The 12486-nt window shown below is 65.6% G+C and carries 12 protein-coding genes; 4 read left to right on the top strand and 8 right to left on the bottom strand.

Annotation, left to right across the window (positions count from 1 at the left end; translation table 11 throughout):
- Nucleotides 1–178 precede the first annotated feature (178 nt).
- Complete coding sequence (locus tag ACE103_RS33175) at nt 179–1837, bottom strand: electron transfer flavoprotein-ubiquinone oxidoreductase (RefSeq protein ID WP_375776460.1); 1659 nt, start codon at nt 1835–1837, stop codon at nt 179–181.
- Nucleotides 1838–2027: 190 nt separating this feature from the next.
- Between ACE103_RS33175 and ACE103_RS33180 the strand changes: the two genes are divergently transcribed.
- Nucleotides 2028–2846 carry a uracil-DNA glycosylase family protein gene (locus ACE103_RS33180; protein WP_375781234.1) on the top strand — a complete coding sequence of 273 codons (819 nt, stop codon included), beginning with the start codon at nt 2028–2030 and terminating at the stop codon, nt 2844–2846.
- A gap of 100 nt (nt 2847–2946) precedes the next feature.
- Here the strand turns inward: ACE103_RS33180 and ACE103_RS33185 are convergent, their stop codons facing one another.
- The 4 genes from ACE103_RS33185 to ACE103_RS33200 form a co-directional block, all read right to left on the bottom strand.
- Nucleotides 2947–4455 (bottom strand): glycosyltransferase family 39 protein, encoded by a 1509-nt coding sequence (locus tag ACE103_RS33185; protein ID WP_375776461.1) that lies wholly within the window; start codon nt 4453–4455, stop codon nt 2947–2949.
- 256 nt (nt 4456–4711) lie between these two features.
- A complete protein-coding gene (locus tag ACE103_RS33190; RefSeq protein ID WP_375776462.1) occupies nt 4712–5488 on the bottom strand; it encodes a ribonuclease HII in 777 nt (258 codons plus the stop codon).
- A gap of 78 nt (nt 5489–5566) precedes the next feature.
- Nucleotides 5567–6013, bottom strand: a complete 447-nt coding sequence (locus ACE103_RS33195; protein WP_375776463.1) for a VOC family protein — start codon at nt 6011–6013, stop codon at nt 5567–5569.
- Between the two features lie 107 nt (nt 6014–6120).
- Nucleotides 6121–7299 (bottom strand): PA0069 family radical SAM protein, encoded by a 1179-nt coding sequence (locus ACE103_RS33200; protein ID WP_375776464.1) that lies wholly within the window; start codon nt 7297–7299, stop codon nt 6121–6123.
- Between the two features lie 164 nt (nt 7300–7463).
- Here ACE103_RS33200 and ACE103_RS33205 point away from each other — a divergent pair, with 164 nt between their 5' ends.
- Both ACE103_RS33205 and ACE103_RS33210 read left to right on the top strand, forming a co-directional pair.
- Nucleotides 7464–8033 carry a glycosyl transferase gene (locus ACE103_RS33205; protein WP_375776465.1) on the top strand — a complete coding sequence of 190 codons (570 nt, stop codon included), beginning with the start codon at nt 7464–7466 and terminating at the stop codon, nt 8031–8033.
- 93 nt (nt 8034–8126) lie between these two features.
- The gene (locus ACE103_RS33210; protein ID WP_375776466.1) at nt 8127–9068 is read left to right on the top strand and encodes a GNAT family N-acetyltransferase; all 942 of its coding nucleotides are present in this window, start codon (nt 8127–8129) and stop codon (nt 9066–9068) included.
- A 126-nt stretch (nt 9069–9194) separates the two neighbouring features.
- Here ACE103_RS33210 and moaB read toward each other — a convergent pair whose 3' ends face one another.
- From moaB to ACE103_RS33225, 3 genes are all read right to left on the bottom strand, one after another.
- Nucleotides 9195–9758 (bottom strand): molybdenum cofactor biosynthesis protein B, encoded by a 564-nt coding sequence (gene moaB, locus ACE103_RS33215; protein WP_375776467.1) that lies wholly within the window; start codon nt 9756–9758, stop codon nt 9195–9197.
- Between the two features lie 180 nt (nt 9759–9938).
- Nucleotides 9939–10868, bottom strand: a complete 930-nt coding sequence (locus tag ACE103_RS33220; protein WP_375776468.1) for a neutral zinc metallopeptidase — start codon at nt 10866–10868, stop codon at nt 9939–9941.
- A gap of 103 nt (nt 10869–10971) precedes the next feature.
- Nucleotides 10972–11139: a hypothetical protein gene (locus ACE103_RS33225; protein WP_375776469.1), complete on the bottom strand. Its 168-nt coding sequence runs from the start codon at nt 11137–11139 to the stop codon at nt 10972–10974.
- Between the two features lie 108 nt (nt 11140–11247).
- Between ACE103_RS33225 and ACE103_RS33230 the strand changes: the two genes are divergently transcribed.
- The gene (locus ACE103_RS33230) at nt 11248–12381 is read left to right on the top strand and encodes a site-specific DNA-methyltransferase (RefSeq protein ID WP_097672884.1); all 1134 of its coding nucleotides are present in this window, start codon (nt 11248–11250) and stop codon (nt 12379–12381) included.
- The last annotated feature ends 105 nt before the right edge of the window (nt 12382–12486 follow it).

Raw genomic sequence — 12486 nt, forward strand, 5'->3', positions numbered from 1 at the left:
AGCAAAATGCGCCGGATACTGGCGCCGCGGCCCTTGTTCCGCGTCTCCAGCTGTATCCGGCGTGCAATCCGGCCGCTCCAAGCGAGGAAAGCCCAAGCGGAAGCTGCGGCAGGTTGGCGGCGGCCTCACGCAAATGTGGTCGGCCGCGTCAGCCTTGCCCTTCAATCGCCTCCGGGCCTTACATCGCCTCGTAATTCGGACCGCCGCCGCCCTCCGGAGGAACCCAGGTGATATTGCCGTTGGGGTCCTTCACGTCGCAGGTTTTGCAGTGGACGCAGTTCTGGGCGTTGATCTGGAAGCGCGGAGTGGCGCCCTCCTCGACCCATTCATAGACGCCGGCCGGGCAATAGCGGTTGGAGGGGCCGGCGAACACGTCGTGCTCCGAGGTCTTCTGCAGGTTCATGTCGGCGACCTTGAGATGGACCGGCTGGTCCTCCTCATGGTTGGTGTTGGACAGGAACACCGACGACAGCTTGTCGAACGAGATCTTGCCGTCCGGCTTCGGATAGGCAATCGGCTGGTGCTGCTTCGACGGATCGAGCGTCTTGCGGTCAGGCTTGGCGTGCGACTGGGTGCCGAACAGCGAGAAGCCGAGCGTGTTGCACCACATGTCGAAGCCGGAGAGCGCCATTCCGAGCAGGTTGCCGAACTTCGACAGCAACGGCTTGGCGTTGCGGACCTTGAACAGGTCCTTGCCGATCGCGGACGAACGCCAGGCATTCTCGTAGTCGACGAGTTCGTCATTGGCGCGTCCGGCGCCGAGCGCGGCCGCAACGTGCTCGGCGGCGAGCATGCCGGAGCCCATCGCATTGTGGACGCCCTTGATGCGCGGGACGTTGACGAAGCCGGCCGCACAGCCGATCAGCGCGCCGCCCGGGAAGGAGAGCCGCGGCACCGACTGGTAGCCGCCCTCGGTGATGGCGCGCGCACCATAGGCGAGCCGCTTGCCGCCCTCGAACAGCTCGCGAATATCCGGGTGCGTCTTCATGCGCTGGAATTCGTCGAACGGCGACAGATACGGGTCGGTGTAGTTCAGATGCACGACGAAGCCGACCGCGACGCGGTTGTCGTCGTAGTGATAGAGGAACGAGCCGCCGCCGGTCTTGTCGTTCAGCGGCCATCCCAGCGTATGCTGGACCCGTCCCTTGCGGTGCTTGGCCGGATCGATCTGCCAGACCTCCTTCAGCCCGATGCCGAATTTCGGCGGCTCGGAGTTGGCGTCGAGCTTGTAATTCGCGATCAGCTGCTTGGTGAGCGAGCCGCGCGCGCCTTCGGCGAACAGCGTGTACTTGCCGAGCAGCTCCATGCCGCGGGTGTAGGAATCCTTGTGGCTGCCGTCCTTGGCGATGCCCATGTCACCGGTCGCGATGCCGCGCACCGCGCCCTTGTCGTCGTAGAGCACTTCAGCGGCGGCAAAGCCCGGATAGATCTCGACGCCGAGCGCTTCCGCCTTCGGCGCCAGCCAGCGACAGACGTTGCCGAGCGAGCCGATGTAGTTGTGATGATTGTGCATCAACGGCGGCATGATGAAGTTCGGGATGCGGAACCAGCCCTGCGACGTCGTCCAGTAGAAGCGGTCTTCCTTGACCTGAGTCTTCAGCGGACAGTCCGCGTCGTCGCGCCAGTCCGGGATCAGTTTGTCGAGCGACACCGGATCGATCACCGCACCCGACAGGATGTGCGCGCCGACCTCGGAGCCCTTCTCCACCACGACGATCGAGAGCTCGGGATTGAGCTGCTTCAGCCGGATCGCGGCCGACAGGCCCGACGGACCGGCGCCGACGATGACGACATCGAATTCCATAGACTCGCGCGGGGGAAGGTCTTCAGCACTCATGATCTTGATCTCAGCCCATTGAGAACGCTTCTAAGCTTTTCAAAAGTCGTTGTTTCCGATTTTTGGCGGAAGGACAACCATGGAATTGCGCTCCCATGGCTTTGCACGGCCCGGATACCTCAAGAGAATAATCTTTTCCGAAATCGAGCCTCCACTTTTCTCCGCCATGCTCTAGATTGCGCCGATGGCCCTGATGCCCGACCCCACCCCTACACTGCAGCAATTGCTGGCCTTTTACCTCGAGGCCGGGGTCGATTGCGTGCTTGGCGACGAGCCGATCAACCGGCTGGACGAGCCCGAGCCAGTTCCCGCCGCCGCCGCGCCGCGTCCAGTTGCACTCAATCCGCTGCGCCCGCCGCCGATGCCGGCCGTTCCGCGCAGCGAAATCACCATCGCGCCGGACGCTGCGATCGCCTCCGCGCGCGAGGCCGCACGCACCGCGCCGACGCTCGAGGCGCTGCGTGGACTGATGGAGACATTCGACGGCTGCGCGCTGAAGCACACCGCGACCCGACTGGTGTTCGCCGACGGCAATCCGCAGGCGCGCGTGATGTTCGTCGGCGAGGCGCCGGGCCGCGACGAGGACATCGAGGGACTGCCGTTCGTCGGCCGCTCCGGCAAGCTGCTCGACCGCATGATCGCGGCGATCGGGCTCGATCGCAGCAAGGCCTATATCGCCAACGTCATCCCGTGGCGGCCGCCGGGCAATCGCACGCCGACGCCGCAGGAGACGCAGGTGTGCCTGCCCTTCATCCAGCGCCATATCGAGCTGGTGAATCCCGACGTGCTGGTGACGCTCGGCAATCCCTCGACGCAGGCGCTGCTCGGCACGCGCGAGGGTATCATGCGCACGCGCGGCAAATGGATCGACTACGACACCGGCACGCGCACGATCCGCGCCGTCGCGACCTTCCATCCGGCCTATCTGCTGCGCTCGCCGTCGTACAAGAGATTGTCGTGGCAGGATTTGCGCGCGATCGCGAAGGTGCTGCAAGCCGCGACGGCGTAGCCAACTACACGATGTCATTCCGGGGCGGTCCGCAGGACCGAACCCGGAATCTCGAGATTCCGGGTTCGATGCTTCGCATCGCCCAGGAATGACGTGTTCCTTACGATCCCTTCGGCCGCACGATCGCCCAGCCGATCCGCAGCACCGGCTGCCGGCCGTTGACCAGCCGGTCGAACGAGCGCGGCACTTCCGGCGCCAAGCCCGGGAAGCGCTGCGCGAGCTCGGACGGCGGCGTGCCGGCGGTGTCCTGCGCGCGCCAGACCACGACGCCACCGGTCTCGTTGAATTTTGCGACCGACAGCCACGGCGTCCGTTGTGGCGTGGCGTCGAGCAAGAGATGCGGACGGCGCCCGTTCATCGCAATCAGGCTGGCGAGTTCTGGATCGCCGGCCACCGCGCGCAGGCGCTGGTTGGTGCGGCGTTCATAGCTGTCGTCGAAGAAGCGGCCCATCGCGGCTGCCGGCAGCGAGGTCGGCACCTCGGCGGTGCTGGTCCAGGGCAGGAACAGCGCCGCCGCCACCGCGACCGCGGCGGGCGCAGCGACAGCGAAGGCCCACACCGAGCGCAGCAGCCGCTGCCGCCTGAGATGGATCAGGTCGCCGGTCGCGACGACGACCGCGAGGCCCGACATCAACAGCGCCACGCCGGCGCCGCCAAAGGCGCGATCCAGATCGAACAGCCCGGCGACGAAGCTGCTCACGATCGCCGGCGCGAACGCGAAGAAATAGACGAAGTGCTGCGCCAGCGGACTGACCGGCGGACGGTAGATGATCGGAGCATCCTCACGGTCGCGGGCGAACCAGCGCGAATTGAGGACCGCCAGCAGCACAATCGCAGCTGTCGCCACGATCAGCCCACCGAGCACGACGCCCCAGCGCAGCGCGCGCGCCTTGAGATCGGCAGCCGCGGGCAACGCCGGCAGCGCCAGCACGTCGGCGCGGACCAGCCAGATCAGATAGGGCAGCGCGAGCACGACGATGACCAACAGCGCATAGAGCGGATCGACCGCGCGCAGCGTGCGGCGCCCGCGCTCGGTTGCGACCGCAAAGCCGACCACGAGCAGGATCATGCCGAGCGCCGCCGGTGTCGTCAGCAGCAAGAGGCCGCAATCGATCGACCAGGCGAACCAGGCGGCGCGCCGGTTCTGCCCGATCAATTGCCAGGAATGCAGCAGCAACAGCGCCCACAGCGGACGCGCCAGGATCAGCGGGCCGAACTCGACGCTTGGCGAGGAGAACACCACGACCGTCATCGACAACAGCACCGCCAGCACGCCCTGCGGGCCGCCGACGATGGCCCGCGCCAGCTGGTAGAAGGCGATGAAGGTGACGATCTCGCAGACCTGCGCCAGCAGATAGACGCCGAACACATGATTGCCGGCGGCGCGGAAGGCGATGTCGGCGAGCCAGAACGACAGCGGCGGCCCCATATCGGTGCCGACCTGATACTCACGGCCGAACGCGAGGACGGTGGCGAGATTGCCGGGTGGGCTGCCGTAGAAGATCAGCGGCAGGAGCAGCCAGATCGCGGCCTGCACCAGCACCACGACCCACACGACGAGGCGCGGCCGGGCGCGGATCAGTTCGACAACCAGGGAGGTAAACCGCATGAAACGCCTGAAATGCCCCAGCCACCTCGTCAGCGGCGCCATCTGATCCCTGAGGAGTTGATAACGGGCGGCGGCGGGAGAGGCAACCGGGGCCGATGAGTCCACAGTGCAAAGTCAAATACAGATGTCATGCCCCGCGAAAGCGGGGCATCCAGTACGCCGCGGCCGTGGAGTTAGGCACGGCTGTCTCTGGAATACTGGATCGCCCGGTCAAGCCGGGCGATGACAGCTATGGGTGGGTTGGAGACGATGCGCGCTACGCGGCCGCGGATGCCGCGGCTTCGGTTTCGGCGTCCACCGCGAACAGATCGGGCTCGGCCGGCACCGGGAAATGCTTCAGCCGCGCGGCGACGACGGGGGCGAAGAAGCTGCGGTGATGGGTGCTGGGGCCGAGCCGGTCGAGCGCCTCGAGGTGCTCGGGGACGCCATAGCCCTTGTGCTGCTCGAAACCGTAGCCGGGGCAATCCAGCGCCAGCGCGCACATCAGGCGGTCGCGCGTCACCTTGGCGATGATCGAGGCCGCGGCGATCGAGGCCACGATGCCGTCACCGCCGATCACGGCGTCGCAGTCGCAGGGCGTGGCGAGCTTGTCGCGGCCGTCGACGAAGACGTGCTTCGGCATTTCCGGCAACGCATGCACCGCGCGCGCCAGCGCCCACAGCGAGGCGCGCAGGATATTGTCGCGGTCGATTCGTGCCGGCGAAGCCACCGCGACCGAGAACGCTGATGTGGCGCAGATTTCCTCGAACAACTCCTCGCGGCGCTCGGCGGTCAACCGCTTGGAATCATCGAGCCCCTTGGGAACGCGGTTGGGGTTGAGCACCACTGCGGCGGCGACCACTGGACCGGCGAGCGGCCCGCGCCCGGCCTCGTCGCAGCCGGCGACCGGCCAGATGCCGCGCTTGATCAGTGCGCGCTCGCGCCGAAAGCTCGGCCTCGTCACGGCTATGACGCGCTTGCCCGGCTTGGCGGATTTGGCCGGCGCCTTCTTCGACGTGGTCTTTGCCGCGCTTTTGGACTTGTCCCGAATCATGCGGGGATGGTGGTCAAGCAAGGCCCGCGGCGCAACCGGGAACCCGGCGCCCTTCCCCGTTATTCAATCGGGCTGGCTCTAATCCGGGATCGACACCCGCCCGCTCTCGAGAACCTCGAAACCCGGCGCGCGCACCACTTCCCAGGCGTGGCCGTCGGGATCGCCGAAATAGCCGCAATAGCCGCCATAGCTGGTCGGCTGCGCGGACTTGAGCAGTTTGGCGCCTTTCGACAGCGCGAACGCCATCACGCGATCGACCTCGGAATCGTCGTTGCAGTTCCAGGCGATCGACACACCGTGGAATGCTGAAGGCCGCGGCTGATCGGGCAATCCGGCGTCGTCAGCGAGCAGATGCCACGGGAACAGCCCGAGTACGCTGCCGCCGGTGTCGAAGAAGGCAACCTCCTCGCCGGTCGCGCGCATCTTCCTGGCGAAGCCGAGCGATTCGTAGAAGGCAATGCTGGCGCGCATGTCGCTGACGCCGAGCGTGAGGACGGTGAAGCGTGCTGCCGGGGCGTTACTCATGTTTATCTTTCCCGTCATTGCGAGCGAAGCGAAGCAATCCAACGTACCGCATATACCGAAGCGTGGATTGCTTCGTCGCTTCGCTCCTCGCAATGACGCCTGTGGTATCAAAACAGGCTCAACTGCTCCCCGCTGCGCTTCGGCTTGGCGAAGTGATCCGTGGTCAGCTTGGTGCGGCGCTTGTTGAGGCCGAGCTTTTCGCAGGCGATCTCGAAGCGGCGACCGATCATCCAGGCCATCGGGCCGGTGCCCTTCATCCTTGTGCCCCATTGCGAGTCGTAGTCGCGGCCGCCGCGCATGTCGCGGATCAGAGTGAAGACATGGCGGTAGCGGTCGGGATAGTTCGCCATCAACCATTCGCGGAACAGATCGCGGACCTCGAGCGGCAGCCGCAGCAGCACGTAGCTCGCCTCCCTGGCGCCGGCATGGGCTGCGGCATCGAGGATGCGCTCGATTTCGGAATCGTTCAGCGCCGGGATCACGGGCGCGACCATCACCGTGGTCGGGATGCCGGCATCAGCCAGCCGCTTGATCGCCTCGAGCCGCTTCGACGGGGTCGAGGCGCGCGGCTCCATGGTGCGGGCGAGTTTCGGGTCGAGCGTCGTCACCGAGAGCGCGACCTTGGCGAGATTGCGCTTGGCCATCCGTGCCAGAATGTCGATGTCGCGGGTCACCAGCGCCGACTTCGTCACGATGCCGACCGGATGCCCGGCACGCTCCAGCACCTCAAGAATGCCGCGCATGATTTTCCGGTCGCGCTCGATCGGCTGATAGGGATCGGTGTTGGTGCCGATCGCGATCATCCGCGCCTCGTAATCGGGCGCCGCCAGCTCCTTCTCGAGCAGCGCCGGCGCGTCCGGCTTGGCGAACAGCTTCGATTCGAAGTCGAGCCCCGGCGACAGGCCGAGATAGGCGTGGGTTGGCCGCGCGAAGCAATAGACGCAGCCATGCTCGCAGCCGCGATAGGGATTGATCGAGCGGTCGAAGCCGATGTCGGGCGAATCGTTGCGGGTGATCACCTTGCGCGAGGTGTCGAGCGCCACGCTGGTCGAAAACGGCGGCAGGTCTTCGAGGCTCTGCCAGCCATCGTCGAAGGCAACCCGCGCCTCGGCCTCGTAGCGGCCGCTGGCGTTGGACTGCGCTCCGCGGCCGCGCCGCCGCTCGCGCTCGATCGCGACCGCAAGCTCGGGAAAAGGGGCAGGAACAGGTGAAGGTGCACCCGCCGGGTTATCGGAGGGCGCCGTTACCGGCGGGTGCTTGAGGGCATGAGAGGATGCTCGGCTCATGTTTTGAAGCTAACACAGCCTGAGAACAAATCAAGAACATGAACTGAGGAAATCCACAAAGTGATGGCGTAAAAATCTGCAGGCGAAAAGGCTGCTTTGAATATGACAAGGTGATAACACGGCCGGAGTTTCTCCATTGTTTGAGCCAGCGAAGCCTCAAAGTCATGCTGAGCGTGATCATTCCCACCGACGGAGTCGAGCGCACCGCGGTCGCAACATTGGCGGCGCTGGTGCCGGGTGCGGCCGCCGGCGTCATCCGCGAGGTGCTGCTGGTCGACCGCACCAACAGCGATGTGATGGAGCGCGTTGCCGACATCGCCGGCTGTCACTTCCTGCGTTTCGAGGGCACCCGCGCCGCGGCGCTTGCGGCAGGCGCGCGGCAGGCGCGTTCGCCCTGGCTGATGTTCCTGCATCCGGGAGCGGTGCTCGACGCCGGCTGGATCGAGGAGACCACGCAGTTCATCCAGATGGTGGCGGCGAGCGGCAAGGACCGCGCCGGCGTCTTCCGCTACGCCCGCGCGCCCTATAGCGACCCCGGCCTGCGCGACGGCCTCAAATTCGTCGCCCGAATGATCACCGGACCCTCGGCCGAACAGGGCCTCTTGATCGCGCGCGAGCATTACGAGCGGATCGGCGGCTACCGGCCGGACGCCCGCCGCTCCGAGGCGCGGCTGCTGCGCCGGCTCGGCCGCTCCTCTCGCACCATGCTGCGCAGCCGGATCATGGTGGCGTAGGGCATATTCAAGCGAAGCAGACACCGGTTCTCGCGAAGAAAACGCGCCGGAAAGCACTTGCCATTTATTTGATTCCGTCAAATAATATGTTTGATGAAATCAAATTCCCATGACACCGCCCTCGAGAGCCAGGTTGCCGCGGTCCGCGGCTTCAGCCGGTTCTACACCCGCAAGCTCGGCATCATCGAGCCGAAGCTCTTGCACTCGACATTCACGCTGCAGGAAGCGCGGATCATCTACGAGCTCGCGCATCGGGAGAACTGCACCGCGACCGACCTGGTGCGCGATCTCGACCTCGATGCCGGCTTCGTCAGCCGCACGCTGGCAGCGCTGCAGCGCCGCCAGATCGTGACGCGCAAGCCGTCAAAGGCCGACAAGCGCGTCAATGAGGTGGCGCTCACCGCGAAGGGCCGCACTGCTGCCGCCGATCTCGACCGCCGCTCGCGCAGCGAGGTCGGGGCGCTGCTCAAGCAGATGGACGGCGACCGCCGCGAAGCGGTGGTGCGCGCGATGGGCACGATCGAGCAGTCGCTGGAGCCGCCGGCCGAGAAGCCAACGGCCTTCCTGCTGCGCAGTCACCGCGTCGGCGACATCGGCTGGGTGATCTCGCAACAGGGTCGCGCCTACGCGGAGGAGTATGGCTGGGACATCAGCTACGAGACGCTGGTGGCCGAGATTTGTGCGCAGTTTCTGCGATCGTTCGATCCGAGCTGCGAGCATTGCTGGATCGCGGAGGTTGACGGCGAGCGGGTCGGCTCGGTCTTCCTGGTCAATGGCGGTAACGGGATTGCCAAGCTACGGCTGCTGGCGGTGGAGGAAAAGGCGCGCGGGCTCGGCGTCGGCCGCGCCTTGGTCGAGCAATGCATCCGCTCCGCACGCGAGATGGGCTACAGGAGGATGACGCTGTGGACCCAGAGCATCTTGGTCGCCGCGCGCGGCATCTATGCGCGCGCCGGCTTTGAGCGGGTCAAGGAAGAGAAGCACCACAGTTTTGGCGTCGACCTGATCGGGGAGACGTGGGAGATGGAGCTTTAGGACTCCACATTCCCGTCATTCCGGGATGCGCCGTCAGGCGCAGGCCCGGAATCCATCCGGCCACAGAACCCGCGGCGAAATGGATTCCGGGTTCGCGCTTCGCGCGCCCCGGAATGACGGTAGTGGCTACGCGCTCGCGCCTTTCGCCTTCGGGCGGCGCAGGTGCTCATCCAGCCGCGGCATGATCTCGACGAAATTGCAGGGCCGCGTGCGGTAGTCGAGTTGCGCGGCCAGAATGCCGTCCCAGCCGTCGCGGCAGGCGCCGGGCGAACCGGGCAGGCAGAAGATGAAGGTCGCACCCGCGACACCCGCGGTGGCGCGGCTCTGGATCGTCGATGCCCCGATCTTGGCATGGCTCAGCATGTGGAAGGCGATCGAAAAGCCGTCCATCCGCTTCTCGAACAGCGGCTCGACCGCCTCCGGCGTCACGTCGCGGCCGGTAAAACCGGTGCCGCCGGTGGTGATGACGGCATCGACGCCCGCGTCCGCGGTCCAGCGCCGGATCACAGCCCTAATCGCCTCGACATCGTCGGTGACGATCTCGCGTGCCGCGAGCTTGTGGCCGGCCGCGGTGAGACGGTCGGCCAGCGTTGTGCCCGATTTGTCATCCGCCAGCGTGCGGGTGTCGGAAATCGTCAGCACCGCGATGTTGAGCGGGACGAAGGTTTTGGATTCGTCGGTCGAGGACATGGCCTGCTCTCTCACTCCCTCTCCCGCTTGCGGGGGAGGGTTGGGGTGGGGGTGTCACCGCAAGTCATATAGTGGAGAGAGCCCCCACCCGCATCGCATCTAACGATGCGATGCGACCTCCCCCGCAAGCGGGAGAGGTAAACCGAGACCGCGGCTACGCCCGGCAATCAATCAACCCAGCTATCCCCCACCGAACGTGTTGCAGGCCTGCACGGTGCCCTGCTGGTAGCCGGTCATGAACCATTGCTTGCGCTGCGCAGCCGAGCCGTGGGTGAAGGAATCAGGCACCACCCTGCCCGTGGCCTGCCGTTGCAGCGTGTCGTCGCCGATCGCATTCGCCGTGGTCAGCGCGGCGTCGATGTCGCCGGCCTCGAGGAAGCCCGGCCGCTTCTTCTCCTCGCGGTTGACCCAGACGCCGGAGAGACAATCGGCCTGCAACTCGACCTTGACCTGAAGCGCGTTGGCCTCGGCCTTGCTGCCGGCCTGCTGCTGCAACCGGTTCACCCGCGGGATGATGCCGAGCAGGTTCTGGATGTGATGGCCGGCCTCATGCGCGATGATATAGGCCGCGGTGAACTTGCAGGCGTTGCCCGAGCAGCCGCGGAAGCGCGTCTCGACCTCGCGGAAGAAATTGGTGTCGAGGAAGATGGTCTTGTCCGGCGGGCAGTAGAACGGTCCCATCGCCGACTGCGCCATGCCGCAGCGGCCGCCATTGGTGGCGTTGCGGAACAGCACGATCTTCGGACCGGTGTAGGTCTGGCCCGAGGCCTGGAAGATCTCGCTCCAGCGATCGTCGATCTCGCCGAGGATGCCGGCGATCATGCTGCCCATCTCGTCGGTCGGCGCGCCGCGCTTGGCCTGCCCGCCCGACGACTGGCGATCGGTCTGGTAGGTCGGCGCCTGGCCGCCGCCGGTGAGAATCTCGGCACCGCCGATCAGGATGCGCGGATCGATGCCGAAGGCATAGCCGAGCAGCCCGAGCACGATGACCGTGCCGATGCCGAGCCCACCGCCGCCCATCGGAAGCCCGAAGCCGCCACCACCGCCGCCGCCGCTGTCGTCGCGACGGTCTTCGACATCGTCGCTGCGGCGGAAATCATCATAGCGCATGGCGGTTTCCCTTCACTCCGGTCGGCGCCCCAATGCGGGACACACCAACCTAAAATTTCCATTCTGTTAATCAATATCCTGCCCGGCAAAAATTGCCTAGTCGTTAGACGCGCATCCTTCGGGCCGCGAACACTGCAAGCGGCGGCCATTTACCGGCCGAATCGTGCCGGTTTGATGATCCGCAAAATTTTTCGCCGAACGCGCTGATGTTGCAGCACAACGCAAACGACACTGCGCCATGTCGCGCAAAAGATGCTGCAATCTTTTGCATGAACATTTCCAATTAAGTCGATTTTTACTTTGCCGGGTCAATGTGACGCCAGTCGGTTGTTTAGTCCCGCGTCGCCGACAGCGTCGCCTGAGTCAGAGTTCTTGAGTCATGGTAGTGTCGCGTCGCGGGGCGTCTGCAAGGGCGCCCCGCACTAAATTTGAGAGTGCCCCGTCGAGCCACATCGTCATTGGCGATTGCGTGGCCGAGTTGTCGAAGCTTCAGGCCGGCTCGGTCGACCTGGTCTTCGCGGATCCTCCCTACAATCTGCAGCTCAAGGGCGATCTCAAGCGCCCCGACGAGTCGCATGTCGATGCCGTCAACGACGACTGGGACAAGTTCTCGTCGTTCGCTGCCTATGACGATTTCACCCGCGCCTGGCTGCTGGCCTGCCGCCGCGTGATGAAGCCGTCGGCAACGCTGTGGGTGATCGGCTCCTATCACAATATCTTCCGCGTCGGCGCGATCATGCAGGACCTCGGCTTCTGGCTCCTGAACGACATCGTGTGGCGCAAGTCCAATCCGATGCCGAATTTCCGCGGCCGCCGCTTCACCAACGCGCACGAGACCATGATCTGGGCCGCGCGCGACGAGAAGGCCAAGGGCTACACCTTCAATTACGAAGCGCTGAAGGCGTCCAATGAGGACGTGCAGGCGCGCTCCGACTGGCTGATCCCGCTGTGCACCGGCGAGGAACGCCTCAAGGGCGACGACGGCAAGAAGGTCCATCCGACGCAGAAGCCCGAGCAGCTGCTCGCCCGCGTGCTGCTGTCGTCGTCGAAGCCCGGCGATCTCGTGATCGATCCGTTCAATGGCACCGGAACGACAGGCGCGGTCGCCAAACGACTCGGCCGCAACTATATCGGCTTTGAGCGCGACCGGACCTATGCCGCCGCCGCCGAAGCCCGCATCGCCGCGATCGAGCCGCTGCCGGCCGAGACCTTGGCCCCGTTCATGACCGCTCGCGAGGCGCCGCGTGTGGCATTCTCCGAACTGATCGAACGCGGCATGATCGTGCCCGGCGCGAAACTCGTCGATGCCAAGAAGCGCCATGGCGCCCTGGTGCGCGCCGACGGCGCCATCATGCTCGGCGACAAGGTCGGCTCGATCCACCGCATCGGCGCGGTCGCGCAAGGCTCCGGCGCCTGCAACGGCTGGACCTTCTGGCACGTCGAGACCAAGACCGGCCTCAGGCTGATCGACGAACTGCGCGCCGAGATCCGCTCCGGGATGGCGGTGGGCTGAGCAAGCCGACTAATCTTCCTCGTCATTCCCCGATGCGCAATTGCGCATCTGAGGGCTCGCCGCTTTGCGGCGCCCCGGAATGACGGAGATGACGCCGTCTTGAAC

The sequence above is a fragment of the Bradyrhizobium sp. ma5 genome, assembly GCF_042258955.1.
Lineage (GTDB): Bacteria > Pseudomonadota > Alphaproteobacteria > Rhizobiales > Xanthobacteraceae > Bradyrhizobium.